We start from the raw sequence: 25,039 nt of genomic DNA, 5'->3' as shown, positions 1-25,039 counted from the left end.
GAGTGGATTTCGACTTTGGTGAGACGGCCGACGCGCTGCGCGGTGAGCTGCGTACGCTGATTGCCGAAAACGTGCCCGCCGACTTCCTCGGCGCGTTCACCGACGATCCCGCAGATCTCGCGGTGGCGCAGCAGTTCTGCCGAACGCTGGCAGAACGGCACCTGCTGTGCATGTCGTGGCCGAAGGAATTCGGCGGCGGTGACGCCTCGGTGTGGGAGCAGACCGTGGTGCGCGAGGAGATGTGGGCGCATCACGAGCCGCGCGGCGCGCAGTACATGGGCGTCAACTGGGTGGGCCCGATCATCATGCGGCACGGCACCGAAGCGCAGCGGCGCAGGCACCTGCCGCCGATCGCCAACGGTGAAGTGATCTGGTGCCAGGGCTTTTCCGAGCCCGAGTCGGGTTCCGACCTGGCCTCGCTGCGCACCTTTGCCCGCCGGGAGGGCGACGGCTGGCGGGTCAATGGCCAGAAGATCTGGACCTCTTACGCCACGATGGCGCAATGGTGCTTCCTACTGGCCCGCACCGCCAAGGGGGAGAAGAAACAACACGGCATGACCATTTTTCTGGTGCCGATGGATTCGCCGGGTATTCAGGTGCGTCCGATCCGCACCATGATGGGCCCGCACCATCTCAACGAGGTGTTCTTCGATGACCTCAAGGTCACCGACGCCGATGTGCTGGGCACTGTGGACCAGGGCTGGTCGATCGTGCAGGACGTGGTGTCGTTCGAGCGCGTCGGCATCGCCCGCTACGCGCGATGTGAACGGCTGTTGCAGGCCGCACCCGAGGTGCTCGGCGACAAGTGGGAGCAGCTGCCCGCCGAGTTGCGAGGTAGGTGGACCCGGATGCTCACGCACTGCCGCCGGGCCCGGCTGATGGCCTATCGCGTGGTGTCGATGCAGGCCACCGGGCGGGTGAATCCCGGTGACTCCGCGGCATATCGGATCGCGGTCACGCGGCTGGACCAGGAGAGTGCCGAGGTTCTCATGGAGATTGCCGCTGCCCTGCCCCGGGGCGGGAGTCCTGACGCAGAGTACTTCCGGGCCGAGGTGGAGGACCACTGGCGATATTCGCAGGCGTCGACGGTGTCCTCGGGCAGCATCGAGATGCAGCGCATCTTGTTGTCGCGGACCATGCTGGCCGGAAAGGCGTGACGGCGATGATTCTTGATCTCAGCGATGACGCCAAAGAGTATGGCCGCCAGGCCCTGAAGGCGTTCGAAGCCGCCGGTGGCGATCAGTTGCTCGTGCAGGCCGACGCGAAGCCGGAGACGCGCGCCGGGCTGGTGACGCCCGTGTTGGACGGCCTGGGAGTCTTCGAGCTCGAACCACGCAGCGATGCGGACTCATTGGAGGCCGCGGCCGCGCTGTGCCGCGCCGCCGGTTACTGGGCCCTGCCATATCCGGTGGCCGAGCGGCTGGCGCGTCCGGCGGATCTGGACGTCGACGGGTTGGTCGTCGTCGATGCCGACACCCCGGAGGCGGCGTTGCAGGGGCTGGACAGCCGTTGGGCTGCCGTCACATTGAGCGGCAAGCGCAGCACCGTGACCGGTCTGGGGTCCGCTGGCCCGTCGTTCGCCACCGCACTGGAACTGTGGGCCGTGGACCAGTCAGGAGTCGGCGACGTTGCGTTGGCCCTCACACTGCCGTCCTGGACTCTGCTCGGCATGCTGGACCGCGCCATCGACCTGACGGTCGCACACGTCAGTTTGCGCAAGCAGTTCGGTCAGACGTTATCGTCCTTCCAGGGGGTGCAGTTCCAGCTGACCGACGCCGAGGTGGAGCGCAGCGGCGTCGACATGCTGGCCAAGTACGCGCTGTGGAGTGTGGTCACCAACGAGGCCGATGAGGCGATCAACGACGCACTGGCGTTGCGACTGGCCACGATCGAGGCCGCCGAGGTGGTGTTCCGGGTGTGTCATCAGCTGCACGGTGCGGTCGGTTTTTGCGATGAGACCACGCTGTCATGGCTGTCGCGGTACAGCCAGCCCTTGCGCCGCTTGCCGTTCGGGGTGTCTAAGACCCGCGACACGTTGACCACCCGTTTGGGTCGGCGCGGACTCACCGGATTGTTCTCGTCATGACCGACCTCGACGACTTCCGGGTCTCCGTGCGGGACTGGTGCGCGGCGCACGTCCCGAAAGGCTGGCGCCCCAACCAGACCGGAGTCAGTGCCGACGAATTCGTGGCGTTCCAGAAGTCCTGGTTCGCCGAGCTGCACACCGCCGGATACGCCGTGCCACATTGGCCGGCCGAGTGGGGTGGTGGCATGGGTGTGCCCGAACAGATCGTGTTGTACCAGGAACTGGCGGCACATGACGCGCCCCGGCTGGTGCTGGCCTTCGTCGGCATCCACCATGCCGCGTCCACCCTGCTCGCTGCCGGCACCGACGAGCAACGACAACGGCACCTGCCCGCCATCCTCGATGGGGAGATCTGGGTGCAGGGCTTCTCCGAACCCGAGGCCGGTTCCGATCTGGCCGCGCTGCGGACGACCGCCAAGGCCGACGGCGACAACTTCATCGTCAACGGCCAGAAGCTCTGGGCCAGCGGGGCCATGCACGCCGACTGGTGTCTGCTGCTCGCCCGCACCGATCCAGAGGCGCCCAAGCGACACGGCATCTCGTACTTCCTGATGGACATGACCACGCCAGGAATCGATGTGCGGCCGATCCGAAACGCGGTGGGGGATTCGCATTTCTGTGAGATCTTCCTCAACGACGTCGCCGTACCGGCAGCCAACCTCATCGGCCCGGTGCACAAGGGCTGGCAGGTCGCCCAGGCCACGCTCGGTGCCGAGCGCGGCATGACCATGCTGGAGCTCTCCGAGCGGTTGGGCAACGCGGGCTTCAACTGGCTGCTGGAGGCTGCCCCCGTCGAAGACCCGGTGGTGGCAGACCGGTTGGCGCAGTTCGAGATCGAGTTGACCGGTCTGCGCGCACTGTGCCGGGATCTGGTCGAACGCACCGAGGCAGGAAAGGTCGGACCCGCCGACGCCTCGATCGTCAAGCTCTATTACAGCGAGCTGCTGCAACGGATGACCGGATTCGGCGCCGAGATCGGCGGTCTCGACGCTCACACGGTGCTGACGAAACCCGTTTCCAGCGGCTGGGAGTCGGGAGCCTGGATGCTCGACTTCATCGGCTCGTGGGAATGGACCATTCCCGGTGGGGCCAGCGAGATCCAGCGCACCATCATCGGTGAGCGTGGCTTGGGTCTGCCCAGAGAACCGAGTGCGGTGTGAGATGAGCGAATTCTCCGAGATCCATGATGAATTGCGGTCGGTCGCGGCCGGTCTGCTGGCCAAAGACACCGTTGATTGGTCGATGTTGGTCTCCGCCGGCTGGGTCGGGCTGGATGCGCGAGAGGAGCACGGTGGCGCCGGCGCCACGTTCGCCGAGGTCGCGGTGATCTGCGAGGAACTGGGCCGGGCTGCCGCGCCCAGCTCATACCTGGGTGGTGCCGTGCTGGCCGTGAGCGCCCTGAAAGCGCTGCAGCCCAACGATTCCCGTGACCCGCTGTTGCGGGCGGTGGTCGCCGGGAACACCCGCGCCGCGCTGGCCATGCCGGGGGGAGCGGAGCCGGCACCGTTCGAGCTGGCCACCACCAGGCTGGGCTGGCGCATTCACGGGCGGGCCACCTTTGTGCCCGACGCGGCCGGCGCCCAGAGGCTGCTGCTGCCGGCCCGCGATGTCGACGGGATTGCGGTGCTGGTCGACGTGGCCGCCGATGCGCCCGGGCTGACGGTCACCGAGCAGCCGGTGCTCGACGAGACCCGCCGGCTGGCGATTGTGACGGCCGATGGGCTGGAGGTCCACGAGGACTCGGTGTGGCGATTCGAGGGTGATCCGGACACTCAGCTGCGTGCGCTGACCGACCGGGCAGCGCTGGCCGTGGCGTGTGACAGCCTGGGCATCGCCCAAGCCATGCTCGACAACACGGTGTCCTACACCGGAGTTCGGCAGCAGTTCGGCCGTCCGATCGGCTCGTTCCAGGCCGTCAAACACGCCTGTGCCGACATGCTGGTGCAGATTTCGGTGGCCCGTCAGCTGCTCAGCACGGCCATCGCCGAGCCGCAGTCCCGCACCGTATCGATGGCCAAGGCCTACGCCACCGACACGGCTGTCGAGGTGGCCGGCAAGGCCATGCAACTACACGGTGGCATCGGCTACACATGGGAGAGCGGCGTGCATGTCTATCTCAAGCGGGCCGCGCTCAACCGGTCGCTGTTCGGCTCGCCGGCCGAACACCGCGCCAGGATCGCCCAGCGCTATCGCTAGCCCCGCGAGCAGACACAAACTCGCACTTTTGAGGCCCAAAGAGTGCGAGTTTGCGTCTGCTCGGCGGGGTGCGATGAGTTTTCCGCGCGGCCACGGTCAAAACCTAGCGACCGACCACTCACCCTGAAGGAGACATCATCGTGGTTACCCGTCAGAGCGCCCCGCTGGGCGCGCCCACCTGGACCGACCTGACCACCTCCGACCTCGAGCGTGCCCAGCAGTTCTACGGCGCCGTGTTCGGGTGGACGTTCGAGACAGGCGGCCCGGAATACGGTGGGTACGTCACCGCATCGGTCGACGGCCACGTGGTCGCGGGGCTGATGCGCAATGACCCGCAGTGGAACGCGCCGGACGCCTGGACGGTCTACCTGCACACGGCCGACGCCGATGCCGCCGTCGCCGCGGTGACCGCGGCCGGCGGGAGCAACTGTGGTGGGGTGATGGACATCCCGGCCAAGGGCCGGATGGCGATGATGACGGATCCGACGGGAGCATTCTTCGGGGTCTGGCAGCCGGGCGGGCACGACGGCTTCGCGGTGTTCAACGAGGCCGGTGCGCCGGTGTATCACCAGGTGACCACCCGCGACTACGCCAAGGCTCTGGACTTCTACCGCACGGCGTTCGGGTGGACCACCGAGACCGTCTCGGACAGCGACGAATTTCGGTACAGCACAGCCAACTTCGACGGTGAGGCGCTCATCGGTGTGATGGACGGTGCGGCGTTCATGCCCGAAGGGATGCCGTCGCACTGGTGCTCGTTCCTGGGGTCCGATGACGTGGACAAGACCATCGAGCTGATTGTCGCCAACGGTGGCTCGGTGGTGCGCCCGGCCGAGGACACGCCGTATGGCCGGCTGGCCGCGGTCGCCGACCCGACCGGCGCCGAGTTCAATCTGTCGTCGCTGCAGGGCTGAGCGCGAAGTCCGCGAAGTCGAAACCCGGCACCACCACACAGCTGACCAGGGCGGGCTCGTCGTCGCGGGGCACCGCACGTTGCCAGTGGCCGGGTGGCACCAGCAGTTGCGGGTGCTGCCCGGCGGCGACGTCCGGGCCGAGGAGTCGCGCGGCCGCCGTGTTCTTCTCCGGCCCGATCTCCAGGACCAACGGGCTGCCCCGGTGATGGAACCACAGCTCGGCACTCCGCACCGTGTGCCAGGCCGACTGCTGGCCGGGCATCAACAGGAACAGGATTGCGGTGCCGGCGTTACGCGGCCCGGAGTAGCCCGACGGCAGCGAGGACTGGCTGACGGTCAGTTCGCTGCGCCAGGTCTCGCGGTACCAGCCGCCCTCGGGATGCGGGGCCAGATCGAGCTGTCTGGCCCAGTCGGGTAGTTCGGTCACACCCGATAGTCTCGTCGTCATGGTTCGTCTGCGTCCAGGTTGGCTGGTAGCCCTGTGTGCTGCGGTCCTGATCGTGGTGGCCTGGTTGCCGTGGCTGACCACCAGCGCCAACGGCGGCGGCCGGGCCAACGCGATCGGCGGCGCGGTGGGAAGCATCGTTCTGCCACGCGGTTTCGGTGCCGGGCAGCTGATCGTCCTGCTGGGCAGCGTCCTCATCGTGGCCGGGGCGATGGCCGGCCGCGGCCTGTCGCAGCGGTGGGCTTCGGCTGCGGGGCTGCTACTTTCGCTGACGCTGGTGGGGCTGACGGTCTGGTACTACCTGCTCAACGTGAAGGGACCGGTGGCCGCCGGCTACGGGCTCTATGTCGGTGGCGCGATGGCGGTGCTGGCCGGGCTGTGCTCGGTGTGGTCGTTGCTGACGACGTTCGGAGGGCGATGATGGGCGAGTTCGTGACCCCGGTCGAGCTGACCGGGCAACGCTGGGTGCGGTTGGAGCCGTTGACCCACGAGCACATCCCCGAGATCGATGACGCCGCCGCGGATGGTGAGCTGGGGTCGTTGTGGTACACCATGACGCCCCGGCCCGGTGCCGCCGCCGAGTGGGTACGGCGCATGCTCGAACTGCGCGCGGCCGACCACGGGGTGAGTTTCGTGGTGCGCGACCTCGCCGGCAGGCTTGTGGGTTCGACGAGTTATCTGCACGTGGACGGGGCCAACCGGCGGCTGGAGATCGGGCACACCTGGTACGTTGCCGACGTCCGCGGCACCGGGGTGAACGCCGAGACCAAGCTGTTGATGCTCAGCCATGCGTTCGATGAACTTGAATGTGTGGCAGTCGAATTCCGCACCCACTTCTTCAACTTTGCCAGCCGTTCGGCCATCGAGCGGCTGGGCGCCAAACTTGACGGGGTGCTGCGCAGTCACCAGATCGCGCCGGACGGTTCCCGCCGAGACACCGTCGTGTATTCGGTCCTGGACATCGAATGGCCCGCGGCGCGGTCCAACCTGAAGTTCAGGTTGGACCGCCGCGGCGGGATCAATTAATCGGCGTCGACAGTGGTTTCGATCGACTTGCGGTCGGCGCCGTGCGCGACCTCGATCTTGCGGGGCCGGGCGCGTTCGGCTACGGGGATCGTGACGGTGAGGACACCGTTCTCGTATGTGGCGGAGATCGCCGACGAATCGATCCCGTCGCCGAGCGACAGCTGGCGTCGATAGCTGCCGAAGAACCGCTCATTGGCCAGCCACTGGACCGATTCCTCGGAGCGCGCCGTTCGATGCGCCGAGATGGTCAGTGTGCCGTTGTCGACATTGACGTCCACCGAGCCCGGATCGATGCCGGGAAGGTCGGCCGTGAGGACGTAATGGTCGCCGATCTTGCAGAGGTCCATCGGCATGAACCTAGGTGTGCGCGTTGACCCGGTATCACCTGCCAGCAAACTTCTGGTCAACACGTCGAGGTCGCTGAACGGATCAAAACGAAGCACAGTAATCCACCTCCCGTACCGTCTCAGAGCCCGCCACCCTGGCGGGCAGCCAATCACTGTGCAACGCCGATATTAGCACTCGAGTCTCGAGAGTGCCAGCACAATTTTGACGCCGACTTTGGATAGTATTGCCACGTCAAAGCTGTCTCGACGGATGAATCCCGGTGCCCGAACCGTTGACGGCGCGCCAACGCCCGCACCCGCGCGGCGGCGCTTCGGTATCGAGGTCAGCTGTCCAAGGGAGCCGAACTAGCGTGGGTCTGCCGCCGGTTGCCGGGGCAAATGGGCGGAGCTCTCAGCAACTGTCGGATCGATAACGGCCACCGTGGCCCCGGCGAGCCGGTCGCCGCACTGATCGCACCGCAGCGCCGGAGTGAAGGGTCCGTCGCAAGCGGTGTGGATGAGGGTCACGGCGGGGCCTTCGGCGTCCGGAAAGGAACGCTGGGCCCACGCCAACGCCGTCACCAGCACCGGCAGGAAGGCCGCGCCCTTCGGGGTCAGCCGGTAGTGCGGACCCTCGTCGGTGGTGAGAATCCCGTTGTCGCGGAATGTCTGCAGCCGGTCGGCGATCGATCCGGGCGGGGCGGCCAGCAGTCGCTGGAAGTCGGAGAATCTGCTGGTGCCGGTGAAGCTGGCTACCAGGATCGCAAACGCCCAGCGGTTGCCGAGAACGCTCATGGTCTGGGGGTACTGGCCGGCCGGAGAGTCGCGCCGGTCATCGGCGGACCGGCGCCGGGTGGTCACCGGGGGCAGCGATCGTGACCAGCCCCCGCTCGGTCCCCACGTGGCCGTCACCTCACCGGACATGGTCGGCTCACCGCACGTGCCACAGCTGAGCATCGGGGTGAAATCGGCGCCGCAGGTGAGATGGCGCATGGCAGGCAGGGATTCGCGATGCTCGGGCACCCAGTGGCGTTCCCAGTCCCAGATCGTCAGCAGCACCGGCCACAGCCCGCGCCCGCGCGCGGTGACCAAATACTCGTCGCGCGGGGGCCGTTCCTGATAGCGGTGACGCGTGAGCAGCCCATCGTCGGTGAGGGTGCCCAGTCGGCGGGTCAGCACCGAGTTGGAGATCGGCAGCCGTGTCCGGAACTGCCCGAAGCGGGTGGCGCCCAGCAGAGCCTGCTGCATCACCAGCATCGTCCACTCGTCGCCGACCAGGCTCAGCATCTGTCCGACGGCGTTGGTGCCGCCGGCCGGTGCGTCAGTCACGCACCAGCCATCGGCGCAACTCGTCGCCGGGAGCCCAGGTGGAGTGGGTTCCGCTGGAAACCCGTTCCGGTAGAGCCAGTTTGCACACCGGGCCGTCAGGCACCCGGGCCGCGTCGAACACCAGGCAGTAGGACGCGTCGTCGTTCATGTCCGTGGTGATGGTGACCAGATAGCCGTCGTCCTCGCCTGAGCTGCCCACGCGCGGCGCCATGGCCGTCTCGCTGCCGTACACGCCCTCGCCGAAGGCGTACCGCTGTTCGGAACCGGAGTGTAGGTCGTGACGAACCAATCCGTCGAACAGGAACCAGCCCGGCTTGCCCGTGGCGGCGTAGGCGTAGCGGTAGCCCCGTCCGGCATGACCGGGATTGATCATGCCGAATTCGGTGATGCTGTCGGACAATTGCTCCTCGCGGGTCTGGCCGGTCACCAGGTTGAACCGCCACCGGTGCAGCCTGGTCTGCATCTTGTCCAGTGCCAGGGCCGGCACGGCGTTGCCCTGGAAGAAGCCGTCGAGCACGATCTCGTCACCGTCCTCGTAGGCGTTGGTGAAGTGCAGCACGTAAGTGGTGTCGGCCTCGAACCACTTGATCTCCTCGGCTTCACCGCGGCGTGGCAGCACACCGAACCGGGACGGCATGTCGCGGTGCAACTTCGGCAGGTGGATATTGCTCTCGAGGAACTTCGCATCCCAGAACAACGGAAAATCATTGAGGATCACGTAATTCTCGGTGAATGCCATATCGTGTGGCAGCCGGGGGCCGGGCAGTTCCACGTCGACGTAGTGCACCAACTGGTTGTCGGCATCCACCACGCCGTAGTGCATGTACGGGGCCTGCTTGCCGTAGTTGAAGAACAGCAGTTCGCCGGTGGTGTCGTCGGCCTTGGGGTGGGCCGACACGCCCCACGCGGCGGGAAACGCTCCGCCCCAATCTTCCTTGCCCAGATCGGCACCGCTGTAGGGATCGAATCGGTACAGGTCGCCACACTGATAGAAGCTGGTGAGCGCGACGCCGCGGTGCACCGTGACGTCGGTGCTGGACGCGTCCTTCATCAGGGTGCGGGCGCCCCAGCCATGATCGCGCCGGGCCAGGTCGACGGGTTCGGCGACCCCCGGCCACAGCGGTCCGCCGGCCTCGATCTCGGCCAGCAATCCGTCGGTCCGCACGAATCGATTGCGGTAGAACGCCTTTCCGTCGCGGAAGCCGACGATGTGCAGCATCCCGTCCCCGTCGAACGGATGGTAGGTCTGCAACGCGGGATGCAGCGGATTCTCGGTGTTGCGCAGATAGACGCCGTCGAGGTCGGTGGGAATCTCGCCGTCGACGACCCGCAGATCCTCGGCGTCCCATTCGGTGGTCTGCGGCCGCCACGGCCCGGTGCGGTACGGGTGGGTGTCGTCCTCGGGCAGGGTGGACAGAAATCTGGCCACCACTTCGGTGTTCATTCCGGTGCTCCTTTCACGACGAAGCTAACGGTTGTGGCGGTACTACCGCCAAAGTTCAACGTGCCGAAGGTCGTTGCGCCCTCGACCTGATAGGCGCCGGCTCCGGCGCTGACCTGTTTGGTGGCGTCGAGCAACATCCGCACCCCCGAGGCTCCGACCGGATGCCCACCGCCGATCAGCCCGCCGCTCGGATTAATCGGCAGGCGTCCGCCGATCTCGATCTCACCGTTCTCAATGGCCTTCCAGGATTCGCCGGGACCGGTCAGCCCCAGGTGGTCGATGGCCAGGTACTCGCTGGGCGTGAAGCAGTCGTGCACCTCGAACCCGTCCACGTCATCGAGCGTGACGTGCGCCCGGTCGAAGGCGTCGAGCGCAGCCTGCCGAACATGGGGTAGCAGATACGGTCCCGCCGCGGCGCGTTCGAGCTTCTGCCGGAGTCCCAAACCCACTGTGCGATGGCCCCATCCGGCGATGCGGGCCAACGGTCGGGCCTGCGGATGTGCCCGCAGATAGCTGTCGGTGACCAGCACCAGGCCCGCCCCACCGTCGGTCATCTGGCTGCAGTCCAAGCGGCGCAGACGTCCCTCGACCACGGGGTTGGCGGCGTCGTCGGCCTCGATGGGGTCGGGCACCGTCCACGCGCGGGTCTGGGCGTTGGGGTTGGCCCGCGCGTTACGGAAGTTCAGTGTGGCGATGGCTCGCAGATGCGTCGGATCCAGTCCGTAGCGAGCGTCGTAGGCATCGGCCACTTCGGAGAACATCGACGGCCACAGGAAACTCGCGCCGGCGCCCTCATGGCCGGCCCACGCGGCGGTGCCGAGATGAGTGGCCGCGGTGTCCCCGGGCACCGTCTTCTCCAGCTCGACGCCGACCACCAGCGCACAGTCATAGGCGCCCGAGCGCAGGTCAGCACCGGCGGCCAGGACGGCGATGCTGCCGGATGCGCACGCGGCCTCGTGGCGCGACGCCGGCGTGCCCCAGAGTTCGGGATGCACGGTGGCCGGCATGGCACCCAGGTGCGCCTGCGCGGCGAACAGCTCACCGAAGGCGTTCGCGACGTGGACGACGCCGATGTCGGCGGCGGGGACGTGGGCATCCTCCAGCGTGTGCTCGACCACCTCGCGGGTCAGCTCGGCGAAGTCGACGCGCTCGCGCTGGAGGTTGCGGGCGAAATCGCTCTGGTAGCCGCCGAGAATCCAAACGTCCTCCATGAGCGCGACGGTACTACAACTAAGAGAGTGACTCGAGCGGGTCAAACGAATAACGCCGTGGCAGAAATCCAGGTTCGGATTCCTGCCACGGCGTTACCCGTGGTTGAGTCGCTCAGTCGTCGTGGCCGTGCCCGTGACCATGACCGTGGCCGCGGCCACGCCATCCGTCGTCGTACCACGGACGGACCCAGCCCGGGCCCTCGACGCAAGCGCTCACGTAGCCGTACGGGCCCGTCGCGCAGATCTCGGGACCGGCCGAGGCCGGAGCTGCTCCCGCAACCGCCACGCCGACCGGCACCGCCAATGCGCCCAGCCCGACTGCCGCGGCCCTCATCAGTTTCGAACGGATCACTTTTCACCTCCGGGTTGTTTGCCGTGTTCGAGCTCAAAACCCCCGTCTGTAGATAACATTAGTGCATCGAATCATCTTCCTGAGAATCGCCTGGACCAGCACATTCCAGCAACTTTGCTCTCCGCGAGGTCTTCCCGGTCAGGCTATTGGATTCATTTGCCATCGCAATCTGCCCGCTGCGGCCCCGCCTCAGCGTGTTGCCAGTCAGGCGGCGCGGGCTCCGGGCCGGTGCGGGGCAGCGATGAGTTTTGCCACCGTGGCGGGGTCTGTATCCAGGGGCTGACGACAGAAGGATGGGTATGGGTGCACTTGAGGGCAAGACCGCGTTGATCACCGGAGGCGCGCGCGGGCAGGGGCGGGCCCACGCCACGACGCTGGCGCGCGAAGGCGCCGACATCGTGGTGTGCGACATCGCCGCGCCGATCGAGACCATCGACTACCCGTTGTCCACACCGGCGGATCTGGAGCAGACCGTGGACGAGGTGTCCGCGCTCGGCCGGCGCTGCGTGGCGCTGACCGCCGATGTCCGGGACTTGGCGGCCATGCGATCGGTGGCGGACGCCGCGCTGGCTCAGCTCGGCGGTATCGACATCGTGATCGCCAACGCTGGCATCGCCAGTAGCGAGCCGATCGCCGCCATGTCTGAGCAACGCTGGCACGACATGATCGACATCAATCTGACCGGGGTGTTCAACACGTTCCGGGCCGTGCTGCCGCACCTGATCGAACGTCGGGCCGGCCGGATCGTGGCGACCTCGTCGATCGTCGCGGGAACCGGCGCGACCAACAGCGGCCACTACGCGGCGGCCAAGGCCGGCGTGGTGGCCCTGGTGAAATCGGTGGCCTTCGAGGTCGCCGAACACGGCATCACGATCAACGCGGTGCTGCCGTCCGGGGTAAACACGCCGATGATCCACAACCCGTCCACCTACCGGGTGATCCGGCCCGACTTGGAGAACCCAGGACTCGACGACGTCGAGGAGATGTTCGCCCAGGGCCGCCCACGGCCGGGTCTGCTCGAGCCGCAGGATGTCGCCGAGGCCGTGCTGTACCTGGTCTCCGACCGGGGCCGGCTGCAGACCGGCGAATCGATGATCCTGTCGAACGGGCTGAATTAGCCGGTGGTACTCGGCGACCGAACGGCGTCGAAGATTGGAGGCTCAGTACCCCCTAGGGGTATTCTGTCGGCATGTTCACCAGGATGTGCATCGGCGCACTGGCCGTTGTCGCTGCCATGTCGCTGACTTCGTGTGGTTCACCGTCCGGGGCGCCGTCGGTCACCTCCACCGAGGGCGCGGCGACGAGCGTCGTGCTCCATCGACTGGTCGGTCCCGATGAATTCGCCAGCGCTATCGCGGAATCCGACCGACTGACGATCAACGTTCACGTGCCCTTCGAAGGCGACATCGCCGGCACCGACTTGTCGATTCCGTTCGACCGGATCGCCGAGCAGGTCGATCGGCTGCCTTCCGACCGTGATGCCCCGATCGCCATCTACTGCCGCACCGGTCCCATGAGCGCGACTGCCGCCGAGGCGTTGAGATCGCTGGGCTACACCGACGTGGTCGAACTCAAGGGTGGGATGAAGGCCTGGCAGGCCAGCGGCCGGCCTCTGACCGGAAACTGACCGTAGACCCGGCGACCTGAGCCGCTCAGTCCGAGGACAGGGTGAGCAGCCGCCGAAGGATCCACACGACTCGCGCGAGTGACGCGACGGCGGCGACGGCGGCGCCGATGATCGTGGCCTGTATCCACCAGTGGCCGGCATCGAGGTTGGCATCGGTCATCAGCCCGACGATCGCCACCGCGAACAACGCGAACAGGCTAGGCAATACCGAGATGAAGGCGGTGCCCACCCGGCGTTTGTCATTGGCCGGTAGGAGCCTGTCCACAGTCGTCATCGGTGCCCGCAGCAGGTTCACCAGGATGGAGATGCTGGTCAGCGTGAACCCGCCCATCGTGGCTGCCACCGTCGCCAAGATCTGGTAGGCGGTTCGACGGGCGTCGCGGGGGACTTCGGCCAGCGCCCACGGCAGCCAACCGGCCCGGCCCAGTGCCAGCCATGCGCCGACCACGATCAGGGCGACCAGCCAGTCCGCCCACTGATGGCGAACCCAGTTGTGCTGCAGCCTTTCCCGCAGGCTGAACTGCACGACCGGGCGCTTATTCGCGTTCATCGTCAGGCAATTCGATCAGCGTGTCGGCGTACGTCGCGGGTTCGCCGGCAAGCTCGGGCACGGCGGACAGGAGATACGCATGATTGCGAGTCAGTGACTGCCGCAACAGCTCTCGCGCGTATGCGGTCGACCGCTCGGGGTCGTTCAGCCGGTCGGCATCGACCTCGGTCCGCTCGACGAATCGGTCCTCAAGCAGATCGACGGATTGCGGCGTGCCGCTGATGGAGCCGACGACGCGTGCACTTTCGAACTCCGACAGCGCGCCGGAGCCCCGCAGGTTGTCGATCAGTTCGCGTATCCGCCGGCGGATGGCGTCCTTCTGTGTTCCGGTGCCGCGACGGCCCACCGAGATCCCGATGCGCACCACACCATCCTGGGCCAGCGCGCGGGCTCCGTCGAGCGCCTGGACCCAGTCACCGCCCACAAGCTCGCGGTTGATGCGATTGGCCGGGATCGCCACATCGACCCTGGACACGCTCATCGCGTCGAGCGCCTGGTCGAGGTTCTGGGTGAGTATTGGCTCGATACCGACCTCGATGCCGAGCTTGTGCTCCAGATAGTCGACCAGCCGACGGGCCCGCGGGCCGTCACCGCTGGTCAGCAGAGCAACAATGTTGCGCTCACCGAACAGGCAATATGTCGGTTCCAGCAGCCCCTCGTCGGGAGTCAGCCCGATGGCGCGCCGAGCGCCGGCGGCGCTGCCGATGCTGGGCAGGTTCTCCCGCCGCACCTTGTCGAGAATCAGCATCCGGGCGTCGCGCGTGCCGTGCGCGATCAGCAGCATCCCGTCGGTGCAGCGGCGGTAGCGGTTGAGGCCGTCGGCCTCCGCTCGTTGCAGCCGCCGCACCACCTGCTCGGCCGGAAATTCACCGGGCAGCGGCGCACCGTCCGGCTGCAAAAGCCGCCAGTACTGCACCGTGCGGTTCACCTGCATCCCCCTGATCTCGATCTGCCGATGACGCTACTGGGGCGTGCCGACAAGCACGGGGCGATCCAGGGAGTGTCAAGTATCAACCGAAACAGGTGTAAGGCATCAGCGGAAACACTGTCAGCCATCGACCGGAGCCAAAGCGTCACGCATCATGCGAGGTAATACAGCGAAAAAGTGCCCCCGGCAGGATTCGAACCTGCGACACCGGCTTTAGGAGAGCCGTGCTCTATCCCCTGAGCTACGGGGGCGGGGCCCTATCGGAATAGGCGTGAAAAACCCGCGGGACGCTTCATGGTAATTGGCCGAGCGTCAGTTGGTGGCATCGGGGCCACCGCCGGCGGATCGGAACTGCCCCCGGTTTGCCTGACTCCTGACCTGGGATTCGGGGCCCTGAGCACTGCCGGTTCAAGATCACCAAGACGGTGCCGACCGAGCCCGGGTCTGCGGAAGCCGCTGCTGGTGTGTCGGCGCAGCCGCGCGGTCGGCTCCCTCTTCAAGGACACCAACCGAAAACGTCGTACGTTGGCCCTCGACCGATGACGGATCCCTGCCACCGTGACCTGCGGGGTCCTTGGGGTCTCCCACCCAGGGGTTACCAGGAAGGCGTAAAGCAGTTGTGTGACAGCGGAATTGGTTGTTGCGCACGCGGCCGAAGCTGGCACCGACAACACCGTCGGCGCAGAAGATTCCGGTGCCCCGCGGGGTGGGTACCATTGGCGCATGACACCGGCCGATCTCCTGCGCCGCCCTGCGATCCTGGGCTCTGCCTGGCATCGTTGGAGTGCGGAGTCGATGATCGACCACGGCCGGGCAGCCAGACGCCGGGAGGCCAGATGACGACGACGCACGGATACTCAGCGCAGAAGGACAACCACGCCAAACGGTTGCGCCGTGTCGAAGGCCAGGTTCGCGGCATCGCCAAGATGATCGATGACGACAAATACTGCATCGATATCCTGACCCAGATCAGCGCGGTCAACAGTGCCATGCGCTCGGTGGCGCTGAGCCTCCTCGACGAGCACCTTGCACACTGCGTGACCCGGGCGGCCGCCCAGGGCGGCGATGAGGCCAACGCGAAGCTGGCTGAGGCCTCCGCTGCTATCGCACGCCTCGTACGTTCCTGACGCTTCTGCACGACAGGTCGGTCTCAGTTGGGCCGCCACTGGGCATCCCGTGACGATCGTGATCGCACAACCGGTTTGGCTATCGCATCACCAGACCCAGACCGACATATCGTCGGGCGGGTAGTTCATGCAGACCGAGGTGGCCGCGGCGGCGACGCCCTTGTTGTTGAAGAAAACCTTGGCCCAGTTGGGCCAGTTCCAGGCCAGCTGTTCGTAGAAGGCGTTGGTGGCGGTGTTCTCGGAGTACTGGCGCCGGCCGGCGTAGTCCATGGAGAAGAACCAGTGGATGCGGTCCTGGACTGCGCGGTGCACCTCGGGGGACTTGTTGTTGTAGTCGATCATGTAGCGCTCGTAGTAGACCGGGTTGGTGTCGCGGGTGGCGGCCAGGATCTGCTCGGCCGTGCACGGGGTGTGCAGGATTCTGCGCGGGATCGGATAATCTTCGGTCGCGTCGGCCGACGCGGAGGGGGCCAGGGTCACCGCGGCGGCCGTGGCCAGTGCGGCCAGACTCAGCTTCTCGAGTTTCATGGTGTGTTCCCTACTTTTTGGGTGAGCAGGACGCGCTTGTCCGGGCAGTAGTAATTCATTGCCGCACCAAGGAATTGGTAGGCCTGCTCGGTGCTGGAGCCGCGGGGTAGTTGGTCGGCGACGAACTTCGCCGACTCCGCTGCAGTGACGTCGACACCACGGTCGAGGCGTTTGCAGGCGATCTTGCCGATCCAGGCGTTGAAGTCTTTCTGCCCGTAGATCCCGTAGACGTGCAACTCCCTGGCGAAGTCGCTGTCGGGATCGGCCTGTGCAGGTGCCGCGAAGGTAAGCGCGGCCGTACTGGCGAACAACACGGCCGCCCATGTCTTCTTCAACATCATCAATTCGTTTCTAGCCGAGGAGTTTCCGGCGCAACCGGCTCGGACGCCGGCTTGCTCGACCGCTGTCGGGCGGAGGCGACCGCCTCGGACGGTACGACCATGGTTGGTCGACGGGCATGATGGAGCACGTTTACCGATGTGCTGCCGAGCACGGCCGACCACAGCCCACGGCGGCCCCGGGAGCCGAGAACGATGAGGGCCGCGTCGATCTCCTCGGCGGCCTGCACGATCGCCTCCGATGCGGTGGACATTCGGGACAGCACCCGTGGCTCGGCGTCCAAACCGGCGGCGCGCGCACGCTCCGCGCCTTCGAACGCGATTCGTTCGGAGGCGTCGAGGCTGGCTTTTTCAACGCCCCGAAGGTCCTCCAGGGCGCGATGCCCTTCGAGGTGAGCAGCGAGGCCTTCCAGCGGCTGGCGGGCATACAGGACAACCGCTTTGGCGCCAGGGAGCAGCCTGGCCACCTCGGCAATCGCCGTGCGCGCGTCGGCAGAGCCGTCGTAGGCGATGAGAACACGGGCTGTGGTCATGGTGATCCTGTCTCTAGAGGTGGTGTGATCGGCCGTGCATTCAGGCGTGTTCTGCTGCGGATTCGCCGTCGGGAACGGAACTTTCGAGCTGAGGTGTGCGGAGAGTCAGCGCAGCGATCACCGCGCCCGCCAGGGCAATCAGACCGGCTCCGAGGAAGGCGGACGAGAAGCCGTCGGTGAGCGCGGAGGAGTCGCCGAGCTGGTCCGCGCCGTAGGAAGCGGCGACGGCGGTCATGGCCGCCAGGCCCAGTGCGGAACCGATCTGGTAGCTGGTGTTGACGATCCCCGACGCGAGGCCGCCCTCTTCGGGCCGAGCGGACGAAATGGCAGTTCCGAGCGAGGGAATGAAGGCGAGCGACATACCGAGTGCCGCCACCAGCGATGCGGGCAGCACGTCGGCCCAGAAGTTGCCGTCGGGCCGGATGAAGGACAACCAACCCATGCCGATGGCGAGTATCACCAGGCCGGCCACAATCATCGTCTTGGGCCCGAAGCGGTTGATCGCCCGCGGTGCGAGGGCGATCATTCCGATCATGATGAGGATCGTCATCGGCAGCAGGGCGGCGCCGGACGGGAAGGCGCTGTAGCCGAGAACCTGCTGCAGGTACAGGTTCAGGAAGAACCACATCGGGATCCACGCACCGCCAAGCAGCAGCTGTGCGATGTTGGCCGCACCCAGGTTCGGCGTGCGGAAGATGGACAGGCGCATCAACGGTTCACGATGGGCTGCCTGTAGTCCGACGAAGATTCCAAGCAGGACAACCGAGAGGGCGAGCACGCCCCACGTCTGAACGGAGTCCCAACCGACCTCAGGAGCCCGGACGATGGCGTACACCGCCGCGCCAAGTCCTGCGGTGACCGTGACCGCGCCGGTAACGTCAACCGCGCCCCTCACCCTGGCGCCGCCTGCCGGCATCAGGACAGGCACGGCGGCCAGCGCGAGTACTGCGACCGGAATGTTGATGAAGAAAACCCATGGCCACGACAAGTATTCGGTGATCAGTCCGCCGAGAAACACACCGGCCGTGCCGCCGGCCGGGGCCGCGGCGCCATAAAGCGCGAGAGCCTTGGTCAGCTCCCGCGGGTCTGAGCCGAAGAACATCATCAACAGAGTCAGAGCCGACGGCGCGATGAGCGCCGCGCCGGCTCCCTGCACGGCACGGCCGGCGAGCTCGACGCCCACGGTTCCGGCGAGGCCGGCTACAGCAGACCCGACCAGGAGGATGGCCCACCCGGCGCTGAACATCCGGCGCGCCCCAAAGAGGTCAGACAGACGACCGCCCAGCAAGAGCAGACCGCCGAGTGCGACCACGTAGGCGTTGAACACCCAGGACAGATTCTCTTGCGAGAAGCCGAGGTCTTCCTGGATGCGGGGCAGCGCGACACCAATGATCGAGGTGTCCATGATGACGATGAACTGAGCTGTGGCGATCAGTGCGAGCGCCCACCAACGTCGAGAGTGGGGCGGTGATGCGATTGACATTCCGTTACCTCATACCGGTAAGGGTATGCAGCCAATGCTGGCCAGATACCGGGAGTTCGAAAGGTGTGTGTTCGCGTCGATCACATTCCGTGCGCGACGCGGTTGATACCCTACCAGGGTATGGTACATAGGCAAGGGCTGCTGCCCGCGGACCCGCTAGGTGCAAGTGGAACGGCTGCAGTCGGCGCGTGCCCGACAGGAAAGTGCGCGTCCAAAACCCTTGGCGCACTGAAGTTGCCAGAAGCGATCGTTGTCAACGGCATTGCACGCGTGGTGATCTCGATACCCGTGAGTGACGAACTGGTGACAGGGTTGCGAGTTCGGCAATGACCGAAAACTCTGGAGTAGAGGCGACCGCCGGATTGGGTGGGGCTTGCCCAAGGCGGTCCGGGGACCGAGGACCTGAATCCCGCGAGGTGCGCCAGTTTCAGTGGGCCACCGTTTGTGTCCCGCCCGGCAAGCCGGGACGGTCCGCACTATCGGTTGCCTTTGTGCGGCAGTGTCTTTGATCCAGGGCTATTTGGGCGCCGCAGTAGGTCGGGTGATACGCGGCTTGTCGAAGGTGAGGAGAACAACGCTGGTGCTGATGACCAGCAGTCCCAGCAACAGGGCTGGCGTGAAGGGTTCGCCGAGCCAACCCACGCCGAGTCCGACGCCGGCGACCGGGACCAAGAGGGTCACGGTGGAAGCGGCGACGGGACCGGCGTGGCGGATGATCCAAAAGTAGAGCAGGTAACCGCCGGCGGTGGCGCCCAGCCCGAGCGCCGCGACCGCTGTGATCGCGGCGGCGGTCACAGGCCCTGGCGGCGCTGCCGCCCAGGTGGCGCCCACGGTCACGGGAATCAACAGAAGTGTGGCGGCTACTTGTTGGCCCAGCGCCAGAGTCATCGGTGCGGTGTCGGGGAAGGCTCTACGGGCATAAGTGCCGCCCAGGGCGTAGGACAGCGCTGCCGTCAGGGATGCCGCCGCGGCCAGGGCGGTGCCGGTGTCTGGTGGTAACGAGGCTCCGCCGAGCAGGATGACAACACCGAAGACACCCGCGGCGACACCGAGCGTCCGGCTCCAGGTTATGCGCTGACCGAGCCAGGCCGCTGCGACCAGGATGGTGAACATCGGGGTGGTGGCGTTGAGGATCGCTGCCATCGACGCGTTGAGCCCTACGATGGCGGTGGCCACCAGCGTCAGGGGGATCGCGACGTTGAGGGCGGCCAGTAGCGCAAATGCTCCGAAGCGTTGGGACACCCCGCGCCAGAGGTCGCGGCGAATGGCGGCGATCAGGGCGAGAACGACCGCGGCCACCGCCAGCCGGATGTGGGTCGTTCCGACCGGGCCGAAAGCCGGTGCCGCGACCTTGATCAGCGGGAACGCGCCGCCCCATAAGGTGCCGAGCAGTAGCAGGGCGCCGAGGATCAGTCCCGAACTTGGCTTGCCGGTGGTCGGGGAGGGGGCACCGATGGTGCGGCCGGATTCGCCCCTCGGCGCGGTGCGTATGCACCGCGCGTGGTCCTCCTTGCGGTGGATGTAGCCGTGCGACATGTGGTGTGCGCGGGCTTGCATCTGCTGCCTCTCACTCGGGGTCGCCGGCGATGCCGTACTGCAACACCTACCCCCTAACGTATTACGGACGATACCCTACGGAGGTATGGTACTGAGAAGCTGGCTCTGGCCTCGCCGGCCACAGCGAATCTGCTGTCGCCCGGCCAAAACCCAGCCGAAACACCGTTCACCACTCTCTGGAAGGACTTCGTATGGCGACCATGCGCCCTCTCTTCATCGCGGTCAGGCGATCCACGACCACCCGGCGTGTGTTGCACTGCGTGGCCGCTTGCGCCGTCAACATCGTGATGGCCGGGCGTCGGACGCAGGGCTCCTGCTCGCTCGGCAGCTGCCGCTAGGCAAGACCGGCGTCTCCCGGCAACAACCACCAGGTGCGTCCCTGAGACCCGGTATCGAAGGAGAAATTGATGACACGGTTTCCCCGGCTCACCCCGGATACCGCTCAAGGCGCCGCGCGCGACCTTCTGGGCGACCTCGTCGCCCGGCACGGCGAAATCGGCTCCATGGTCGCCACGATGGCCCACTCACCTGCCGTCCTGGGCGGCTACCTCGACCTGAGCCGGGCAACGAAGCGATCCAAACTGCCCCGGCACATCACCGAACGCATTTCCATTGCGGTGCAACACCGCCAAGGGTGCGCCCTCTGCCTGGCTGCGCACATCAGCGGAGCGCGTGCTGCAGGGGTGGATGACTCGGAGATCGAGAACGCGCGCGAAGGGACTTCCGCCGACCCTGCGATTGCCGCGATCGTGGCATTCGGACTTCAGGTCTACACCGCACCCGCCGCCATCACCGATGACCAGATCGCCGGGCTGCGCCACCACGGCTACACCGATCGGCAGATCATCGACGTCGTCGGCATCGTGGCCGTCAACGTCCTCACCGGGGCCTTCAACCTCGTCGCAGGCCTTCAACCCACCGAAGTTCCCGGCTCGCACGGAACCTGCGGCACGGTCGAACGACCACTCGGTTAGCCCTGTGCCCTCACCGGGGCATCGGTGCGTCGCCAACCGTTGGTGGCGGGCGATCCGCCTGTACGAGGTTGGCTCAGCGGAGGATCAGCGCCAATTTCCGGATACCCATACGGGGTATATCTCTGGGTCGCTTGTAGATAGAAGAACAAGTTGCCTTCCTGGTTGTCGATCCATGTAGGTCCTATCCACGCCTGCGGGATCGGCCTTCATGCCGAGCGGTGCAGCGAAGGACTTGTGCCGACACCTCGGCGTCGACGGTGATTGGCCGGACCGATCACTGTCTGCAGCGTTCTGGCGGCTGGTGGCGTGCCGGCTGCAATCGCTTCCCAAGCAGCTGAACATTTTTCGGTGCCTATCGCGAACTACCTGCTCACGATGGATTTGGGTGATCGGCGACCTCGCGGCGTGAGCGTTGTGCTGCGGCGCAGGCTACTTCGTCCACCGATCGCGATCAGCGTGCCCAAAACGTCGCCGCCGCAATGCTTACTGGCGGCTGTGCATCCCTCGGCGCGGAGCGTTCCCGACAATCGCCATATACTCCATAGGGGTATGGGGTGTACGCTCCGAGCAGACGTTGACACACCATGGCGCCCGAGAGCAGCGCGCCAATGCTGCTGTTGTTCACGTCGGTATGGCTGACGCATTGAAGGGACAAGAGATGTTTAGGGTCGTGCAGCGAATATGGATACCGATGGTGGTGGTGATGGTGGCCGCGATCGCAGTGTTCGCGGTGTCGCGGTTGCAGGGGGTGGCCGGTTCGCCTCTGCACGTGCCGGCCGCCATCAGGGATGGATCTGAGCCCGTCATTCCCAAAGACGTGACGTACGAAGTGTTCGGCCCGGCGGGAACAAAGGGCCAGGCGAACTTCCTCGACGAGCATGCTCAGCCGCAGCGTGCGGATTTCGCGACACTGCCGTGGTCGTACACGATTTCGACCAAACTGATGTCGGTCTTCGCGAATGTGGTTGCGCAGGGGAACAGCGGCGAGCTGGGCTGCCGAATCACCGTCAACGGCGAGGTGCGCGATGAGCAGTCGGTGACCGCTCATAACGCCCAGGTCTTCTGCTTGGTGAAATCCGCATGAGAACAGTCATGGCCGTTGCCAAGCCATCCCGCATCGCGACGGCCATCAGCCGGGTGCCCGTCCTGATCATCGTGGCCTGGCTGGTGGCGATGGTGGCGGTGAGTGTCGTTGTGCCGTCGCTCGAAAAGGTTGGGCAAGCGAACCTGGTCTCGCTGGCATCCGAGGACGCGCCGTCCTACAAGGCGATCAAGAGGCTGGGCGTCGAGTTCGAACAGTTCGACTACGACGGCATGCTGATGGTGCTGCTGGAAAGCGACACAGAACTCGGCGATGAGGCGCGCGACTACTATCGCGGACTGGTCGCCCAGTTCAAAGACGACCACGAGCATGTCGATCACGTTCAGGACTTCTGGGGCGACCGCGTCACCGCCGGAGGTTCCCAGAGCATGGACGGCAAGGCGGCCTACGTCCTGCTGAATATCATCGGTGACCAAGGGACGACGCCGGCCAAGAAATCCGTTGAAGCGGTGCGCGATATCGTCGATCGAAGCAATCCGCCGGCTGGGCTGAAAGTCTATGTCACCGGTCCCGCCGCGCTCACGATGGACCTGAACGCCGCAGCTGACGATAGTCAGCTCGAGATGACGTTGATCACCTTCGCGATCATCGCACTCATTCTGTTGTTCATCTATCGCTCGATCGCCACGGTGTTGCTCATCACCATCACGGTCTTCATCGAACTCAGTGCCGCGCGCGGAGTCGTCGCCATCCTTGGGCATCACCAGGTCATGGGGTTGTCGAACCTCGCGGTGAACCTACTGACGATGCTGGGCATCGCCGCGGCCACCGACTACGCGATCTTCTTCCTCGGCCGGTACCACGAGGCGCGCGCGGCGGGGCAGGACCGTATGGCGGCCTATTACACGACATACCACAGCGTTTCGCATGTGGTCCTGGGTTCGGGTTTGACGATTGCCGGCGCGACTTTCTGTCTGGCATTCACCCGGCTGCCGTACTTCGCTGCGGTGGGTGTGCCTACCGCTGTTGCCATGATCGTCGTGGTCGCCGCGGCACTCACGCTCATGCCGGCGGTGCTGGTAGTCGGCACTCGATTCGGGCTGCTCGAATCGAAGCGCAAGATCCAGACCCGCCGGTGGCGCCGGATCGGTACCGGTCTCGTCCGCTGGCCGGGACCGATTCTGGTCGTGACGATGATCGTCTCGCTGATCGGTTTGGCCATCCTGCCTTCGTACACGGTCAATTACAACGATCGGTATTACATCCCGGAGAGCCTCCCTTCCATTCAGGGCTATCAAGCCGCGGATCGGCATTTCTCGAAGGCAAAGATGGACCCCGACATCATGCTGATCGTGGCCGACCAGGATCTGCGCACTCCCTCCAACATGCTGATCCTCGACAGGATCGCGAGAAACGTCCTGCGTGTTGAGGGAATCAACAAGGTGCAGAGCATCACCCGGCCCCTTGGGGCTCCGATCGACCACAGTTCGGTCCCGTTCCAGGTGAGCATGCAGTCGGTGTCGATGACCGAGAACTTGCAATACATGAAAGACCGCATGGGTGACATGCTCAAGATGACCGATCAACTCGGCGCGATGATCGCGATCATGGAGCGCATGCACGGCCTCATGCAGCAACAGGCCGACATCACCCATGACATGGTCGGCGATTCACGCGACCTGAAATCGACCTCTGACGAAATGCGCGACCACATGGCCAATTTCGACGATTTCTGGCGACCGATACGCAACTACCTGTATTGGGAACCGCATTGCGCCAACATTCCGCTCTGCTCGTCGACGCGGTCGTTGTTCGACGGTCTTGATGGGATCGACAAGCTCAGCGAGAACATGACCTCGATGCTGGTCAATCTGGAGAAGATGGACGCGCTGACGCCGCAGCAGGTCGCTCAGTTGCCGCCGATGATCGCAATTTCAAAAGACATCCGGTCCACCATGCTGACCCTGCACAGCAGCTTCAACGGCATGATTGATCAGATCGGCCGCATGACCGACACGGCGACCGTGATGGGCCAGGCGTTCGACGCGGCGAAAAACGACGACTACTTCTACCTTCCGCCGGAAGCCTTCGACAACGCGGACTTCCAGAAGGGTCTCAAGCTGCTGGTATCACCGGACGGCAGGTCCGCCCAGATGATCATCACGCATGAAGGTGATCCGGCGGGAACTCAGGCGCTCGCCACGACACCGCGAGAGCTGATTGCGGCCAAGGAGGCGATAAAGGGCACGCCGTTGGAGGGATCGGAAATCCATCTCGGCGGTACCGCCGCGACCTTCCATGACATCGAGGAGTTCGTCCGCTATGACCTGATGATCGTCGCGATCGCGGCGCTCAGCCTGATCTTGATCATCATGTTGGTCATGACGCGAAGCATCGTCGCGGCCACCGTGATCGTCGGAACGATCGCGATTTCACTGGGTTCGTCATTCGGGCTGTCTGTACTCGTCTGGCAGCACCTTCTCGGCCAGCAACTGCACTGGTTCGTACTGCCGATCACGGTCATCATCTTGTTGGCGGTGGGATCGGACTACAACCTGCTGCTGGTGTCCCGGTTCAAGGAAGAGCTACACGCCGGCCTGAACACCTCGATCATCCGAGGGGTGGCCGGTTCCGGAAGCGTGGCCACGCAGGCGGGTCTGGTGTTCGCAATCACCATGGGCTCCATGGTCACCAATGATCTGATCGCCATCGGTCAGGTGGGATCTGCGATCTGTCTGGGCTTGTTGTTCGACACGTTCGTAATCCGTGCGTTCATGACGCCAACCGTGGCAGCGCTGTTGGGCCGCTGGTTCTGGTGGCCGATCAAGGTGCTCCCCACCTCGGCGCTCAATCGGAGGGCCGCCAAACCCGACGATCCCGCCGGCGAGGACACCACCGAGATCCCGGTGCCGGTCCACTGAGGTCGCCCCGGGTTCCACCCAGGGCAGCTGCGGGCCAATTGCGAGCCTGAACCCGCCCCGGACGCGCCGGCCGTGAATCACGGCCGGCGCGCCCATCCTCTC

Annotated in this window: 26 protein-coding genes and 1 tRNA gene; 13 read left to right on the top strand and 14 right to left on the bottom strand. The window is 65.6% G+C overall.

What is annotated here, in order from left to right:
* Window positions 1-2: 2 nt before the first annotated feature.
* From BN4332_RS15500 to BN4332_RS15480, 5 genes are all read left to right on the top strand, one after another.
* Window positions 3-1,157: an acyl-CoA dehydrogenase family protein gene (locus tag BN4332_RS15500; protein WP_066899390.1), complete on the top strand. Its 1,155-nt coding sequence runs from the start codon at window positions 3-5 to the stop codon at window positions 1,155-1,157.
* Window positions 1,158-1,162: 5 nt separating this feature from the next.
* Window positions 1,163-2,086: an acyl-CoA dehydrogenase family protein gene (locus tag BN4332_RS15495; RefSeq protein WP_066899449.1), complete on the top strand. Its 924-nt coding sequence runs from the start codon at window positions 1,163-1,165 to the stop codon at window positions 2,084-2,086.
* A complete protein-coding gene (locus BN4332_RS15490) occupies window positions 2,083-3,246 on the top strand; it encodes an acyl-CoA dehydrogenase family protein (RefSeq protein ID WP_066899388.1) in 1,164 nt (387 codons plus the stop codon). The genes BN4332_RS15495 and BN4332_RS15490 overlap by 4 nt, the downstream gene beginning before the upstream one ends.
* A 1-nt stretch (window position 3,247) precedes the next feature.
* Window positions 3,248-4,282, top strand: a complete 1,035-nt coding sequence (locus BN4332_RS15485) for an acyl-CoA dehydrogenase family protein (RefSeq protein WP_066899447.1) — start codon at window positions 3,248-3,250, stop codon at window positions 4,280-4,282.
* A gap of 140 nt (window positions 4,283-4,422) precedes the next feature.
* Complete coding sequence (locus BN4332_RS15480) at window positions 4,423-5,196, top strand: VOC family protein (protein WP_066899386.1); 774 nt, start codon at window positions 4,423-4,425, stop codon at window positions 5,194-5,196.
* Here the strand turns inward: BN4332_RS15480 and BN4332_RS15475 are convergent.
* Window positions 5,171-5,623 (bottom strand): cupin domain-containing protein, encoded by a 453-nt coding sequence (locus tag BN4332_RS15475; protein ID WP_066899384.1) that lies wholly within the window; start codon window positions 5,621-5,623, stop codon window positions 5,171-5,173. The genes BN4332_RS15480 and BN4332_RS15475 overlap by 26 nt on opposite strands.
* 19 nt (window positions 5,624-5,642) lie before the next feature.
* Between BN4332_RS15475 and BN4332_RS15470 the strand changes: the two genes are divergently transcribed.
* Both BN4332_RS15470 and BN4332_RS15465 read left to right on the top strand, forming a co-directional pair.
* Complete coding sequence (locus tag BN4332_RS15470) at window positions 5,643-6,062, top strand: hypothetical protein (protein ID WP_066899382.1); 420 nt, start codon at window positions 5,643-5,645, stop codon at window positions 6,060-6,062.
* On the top strand, window positions 6,062-6,667 hold the full coding sequence (locus BN4332_RS15465) for a GNAT family N-acetyltransferase (RefSeq protein WP_066899380.1): 606 nt from the start codon (window positions 6,062-6,064) through the stop codon (window positions 6,665-6,667). The genes BN4332_RS15470 and BN4332_RS15465 overlap by 1 nt, the downstream gene beginning before the upstream one ends.
* Here the strand turns inward: BN4332_RS15465 and BN4332_RS15460 are convergent.
* The 5 genes from BN4332_RS15460 to BN4332_RS15440 form a co-directional block, all read right to left on the bottom strand.
* Window positions 6,664-7,110 carry an Hsp20/alpha crystallin family protein gene (locus tag BN4332_RS15460; protein WP_066899378.1) on the bottom strand — a complete coding sequence of 149 codons (447 nt, stop codon included), beginning with the start codon at window positions 7,108-7,110 and terminating at the stop codon, window positions 6,664-6,666. The two genes, BN4332_RS15465 and BN4332_RS15460, sit on opposite strands and share 4 nt — an antisense overlap.
* A gap of 249 nt (window positions 7,111-7,359) precedes the next feature.
* Window positions 7,360-8,280: a winged helix-turn-helix transcriptional regulator gene (locus tag BN4332_RS15455; RefSeq protein WP_084459286.1), complete on the bottom strand. Its 921-nt coding sequence runs from the start codon at window positions 8,278-8,280 to the stop codon at window positions 7,360-7,362.
* Between the two features lie 34 nt (window positions 8,281-8,314).
* The gene (locus tag BN4332_RS15450) at window positions 8,315-9,766 is read right to left on the bottom strand and encodes a carotenoid oxygenase family protein (protein ID WP_066899373.1); all 1,452 of its coding nucleotides are present in this window, start codon (window positions 9,764-9,766) and stop codon (window positions 8,315-8,317) included.
* Window positions 9,763-10,977: an acetyl-CoA acetyltransferase gene (locus BN4332_RS15445; protein ID WP_066899371.1), complete on the bottom strand. Its 1,215-nt coding sequence runs from the start codon at window positions 10,975-10,977 to the stop codon at window positions 9,763-9,765. The genes BN4332_RS15450 and BN4332_RS15445 overlap by 4 nt, the downstream gene beginning before the upstream one ends.
* 112 nt (window positions 10,978-11,089) lie before the next feature.
* Complete coding sequence (locus tag BN4332_RS15440) at window positions 11,090-11,329, bottom strand: hypothetical protein (protein WP_066899369.1); 240 nt, start codon at window positions 11,327-11,329, stop codon at window positions 11,090-11,092.
* A gap of 299 nt (window positions 11,330-11,628) precedes the next feature.
* Between BN4332_RS15440 and BN4332_RS15435 the strand changes: the two genes are divergently transcribed.
* Together BN4332_RS15435 and BN4332_RS15430 are read left to right on the top strand one after the other, a co-directional pair.
* On the top strand, window positions 11,629-12,447 hold the full coding sequence (locus BN4332_RS15435) for a mycofactocin-coupled SDR family oxidoreductase (RefSeq protein WP_066899367.1): 819 nt from the start codon (window positions 11,629-11,631) through the stop codon (window positions 12,445-12,447).
* Window positions 12,448-12,518: 71 nt separating this feature from the next.
* Window positions 12,519-12,956, top strand: coding sequence for a rhodanese-like domain-containing protein (locus BN4332_RS15430; protein ID WP_066899365.1), 438 nt, complete (start codon window positions 12,519-12,521; stop codon window positions 12,954-12,956).
* 25 nt (window positions 12,957-12,981) lie between these two features.
* Here BN4332_RS15430 and BN4332_RS15425 read toward each other — a convergent pair whose 3' ends face one another.
* The 3 genes from BN4332_RS15425 to BN4332_RS15415 all read right to left on the bottom strand — a co-directional run bounded on the left by BN4332_RS15425 (window position 12,982) and on the right by BN4332_RS15415 (window position 14,685).
* Window positions 12,982-13,506, bottom strand: a complete 525-nt coding sequence (locus BN4332_RS15425) for a hypothetical protein (protein WP_066899363.1) — start codon at window positions 13,504-13,506, stop codon at window positions 12,982-12,984.
* The gene (locus BN4332_RS15420; protein WP_066899444.1) at window positions 13,493-14,434 is read right to left on the bottom strand and encodes an oxidoreductase; all 942 of its coding nucleotides are present in this window, start codon (window positions 14,432-14,434) and stop codon (window positions 13,493-13,495) included. Before BN4332_RS15420 ends, BN4332_RS15425 begins: the two co-directional genes overlap by 14 nt.
* A 178-nt stretch (window positions 14,435-14,612) precedes the next feature.
* Window positions 14,613-14,685, bottom strand: a tRNA-Arg gene (locus BN4332_RS15415).
* Window positions 14,686-15,270: 585 nt separating this feature from the next.
* Between BN4332_RS15415 and ricR the strand changes: the two genes are divergently transcribed.
* Entirely contained in the window at window positions 15,271-15,561 is a 291-nt protein-coding gene (ricR, locus tag BN4332_RS15410; protein ID WP_066899361.1) for a copper-sensing transcriptional repressor RicR, read from the top strand.
* 87 nt (window positions 15,562-15,648) lie between these two features.
* Here ricR and BN4332_RS15405 read toward each other — a convergent pair whose 3' ends face one another.
* The 5 genes from BN4332_RS15405 to BN4332_RS15385 all read right to left on the bottom strand — a co-directional run bounded on the left by BN4332_RS15405 (window position 15,649) and on the right by BN4332_RS15385 (window position 20,000).
* Window positions 15,649-16,089 carry a DUF5078 domain-containing protein gene (locus tag BN4332_RS15405; RefSeq protein WP_066899359.1) on the bottom strand — a complete coding sequence of 147 codons (441 nt, stop codon included), beginning with the start codon at window positions 16,087-16,089 and terminating at the stop codon, window positions 15,649-15,651.
* Window positions 16,086-16,430 carry a DUF732 domain-containing protein gene (locus BN4332_RS15400; RefSeq protein ID WP_084459282.1) on the bottom strand — a complete coding sequence of 115 codons (345 nt, stop codon included), beginning with the start codon at window positions 16,428-16,430 and terminating at the stop codon, window positions 16,086-16,088. Before BN4332_RS15400 ends, BN4332_RS15405 begins: the two co-directional genes overlap by 4 nt.
* The gene (locus BN4332_RS15395; RefSeq protein WP_065051541.1) at window positions 16,430-16,960 is read right to left on the bottom strand and encodes a universal stress protein; all 531 of its coding nucleotides are present in this window, start codon (window positions 16,958-16,960) and stop codon (window positions 16,430-16,432) included. Before BN4332_RS15395 ends, BN4332_RS15400 begins: the two co-directional genes overlap by 1 nt.
* A 40-nt stretch (window positions 16,961-17,000) precedes the next feature.
* Window positions 17,001-18,443: an MFS transporter gene (locus BN4332_RS15390; protein WP_066899355.1), complete on the bottom strand. Its 1,443-nt coding sequence runs from the start codon at window positions 18,441-18,443 to the stop codon at window positions 17,001-17,003.
* Window positions 18,444-18,959: 516 nt separating this feature from the next.
* A complete protein-coding gene (locus BN4332_RS15385) occupies window positions 18,960-20,000 on the bottom strand; it encodes a DMT family transporter (RefSeq protein ID WP_235654108.1) in 1,041 nt (346 codons plus the stop codon).
* A 407-nt stretch (window positions 20,001-20,407) separates the two neighbouring features.
* On the opposite strand from BN4332_RS15385, the gene BN4332_RS15380 reads away from it, so the two are divergent.
* The 3 genes from BN4332_RS15380 to BN4332_RS15370 all read left to right on the top strand — a co-directional run bounded on the left by BN4332_RS15380 (window position 20,408) and on the right by BN4332_RS15370 (window position 24,937).
* Window positions 20,408-20,974 (top strand): carboxymuconolactone decarboxylase family protein, encoded by a 567-nt coding sequence (locus BN4332_RS15380; RefSeq protein ID WP_066899354.1) that lies wholly within the window; start codon window positions 20,408-20,410, stop codon window positions 20,972-20,974.
* 631 nt (window positions 20,975-21,605) lie between these two features.
* Window positions 21,606-22,058, top strand: coding sequence for an MmpS family transport accessory protein (locus BN4332_RS15375; protein ID WP_235654107.1), 453 nt, complete (start codon window positions 21,606-21,608; stop codon window positions 22,056-22,058).
* Window positions 22,059-22,066: 8 nt separating this feature from the next.
* Complete coding sequence (locus BN4332_RS15370) at window positions 22,067-24,937, top strand: MMPL/RND family transporter (RefSeq protein WP_074133081.1); 2,871 nt, start codon at window positions 22,067-22,069, stop codon at window positions 24,935-24,937.
* Window positions 24,938-25,039: the final 102 nt, after the last annotated feature.

Source organism: Mycolicibacterium houstonense (assembly GCF_900078665.2).
GTDB lineage: Bacteria > Actinomycetota > Actinomycetes > Mycobacteriales > Mycobacteriaceae > Mycobacterium > Mycobacterium houstonense.
This window is presented reverse-complemented; position numbering and strand designations above follow the sequence as displayed.

What these genes read in the sequence shown, in the direction of transcription:
- BN4332_RS15495 (WP_066899449.1), top strand. Translation starts at nt 1,163, where the DNA reads ATGATTCTTGATCTCAGCGATGACGCCAAAGAGTATGGCCGCCAGGCC.
- BN4332_RS15490 (WP_066899388.1), top strand. Translation starts at nt 2,083, where the DNA reads ATGACCGACCTCGACGACTTCCGGGTCTCCGTGCGGGACTGGTGCGCG.
- BN4332_RS15485 (WP_066899447.1), top strand. Translation starts at nt 3,248, where the DNA reads ATGAGCGAATTCTCCGAGATCCATGATGAATTGCGGTCGGTCGCGGCC.
- BN4332_RS15470 (WP_066899382.1), top strand. Translation starts at nt 5,643, where the DNA reads ATGGTTCGTCTGCGTCCAGGTTGGCTGGTAGCCCTGTGTGCTGCGGTC.
- BN4332_RS15465 (WP_066899380.1), top strand. Translation starts at nt 6,062, where the DNA reads ATGGGCGAGTTCGTGACCCCGGTCGAGCTGACCGGGCAACGCTGGGTG.
- BN4332_RS15455 (WP_084459286.1), bottom strand. Translation starts at nt 8,280, where the DNA reads ATGCTGAGCCTGGTCGGCGACGAGTGGACGATGCTGGTGATGCAGCAG.
- BN4332_RS15450 (WP_066899373.1), bottom strand. Translation starts at nt 9,766, where the DNA reads ATGAACACCGAAGTGGTGGCCAGATTTCTGTCCACCCTGCCCGAGGAC.
- BN4332_RS15445 (WP_066899371.1), bottom strand. Translation starts at nt 10,977, where the DNA reads ATGGAGGACGTTTGGATTCTCGGCGGCTACCAGAGCGATTTCGCCCGC.
- BN4332_RS15435 (WP_066899367.1), top strand. Translation starts at nt 11,629, where the DNA reads ATGGGTGCACTTGAGGGCAAGACCGCGTTGATCACCGGAGGCGCGCGC.
- BN4332_RS15430 (WP_066899365.1), top strand. Translation starts at nt 12,519, where the DNA reads ATGTTCACCAGGATGTGCATCGGCGCACTGGCCGTTGTCGCTGCCATG.
- BN4332_RS15425 (WP_066899363.1), bottom strand. Translation starts at nt 13,506, where the DNA reads ATGAACGCGAATAAGCGCCCGGTCGTGCAGTTCAGCCTGCGGGAAAGG.
- ricR (WP_066899361.1), top strand. Translation starts at nt 15,271, where the DNA reads ATGACGACGACGCACGGATACTCAGCGCAGAAGGACAACCACGCCAAA.
- BN4332_RS15405 (WP_066899359.1), bottom strand. Translation starts at nt 16,089, where the DNA reads ATGAAACTCGAGAAGCTGAGTCTGGCCGCACTGGCCACGGCCGCCGCG.
- BN4332_RS15400 (WP_084459282.1), bottom strand. Translation starts at nt 16,430, where the DNA reads ATGATGTTGAAGAAGACATGGGCGGCCGTGTTGTTCGCCAGTACGGCC.
- BN4332_RS15395 (WP_065051541.1), bottom strand. Translation starts at nt 16,960, where the DNA reads ATGACCACAGCCCGTGTTCTCATCGCCTACGACGGCTCTGCCGACGCG.
- BN4332_RS15390 (WP_066899355.1), bottom strand. Translation starts at nt 18,443, where the DNA reads ATGTCAATCGCATCACCGCCCCACTCTCGACGTTGGTGGGCGCTCGCA.
- BN4332_RS15385 (WP_235654108.1), bottom strand. Translation starts at nt 20,000, where the DNA reads ATGCAAGCCCGCGCACACCACATGTCGCACGGCTACATCCACCGCAAG.
- BN4332_RS15380 (WP_066899354.1), top strand. Translation starts at nt 20,408, where the DNA reads ATGACACGGTTTCCCCGGCTCACCCCGGATACCGCTCAAGGCGCCGCG.
- BN4332_RS15375 (WP_235654107.1), top strand. Translation starts at nt 21,606, where the DNA reads ATGGCTGACGCATTGAAGGGACAAGAGATGTTTAGGGTCGTGCAGCGA.
- BN4332_RS15370 (WP_074133081.1), top strand. Translation starts at nt 22,067, where the DNA reads ATGGCCGTTGCCAAGCCATCCCGCATCGCGACGGCCATCAGCCGGGTG.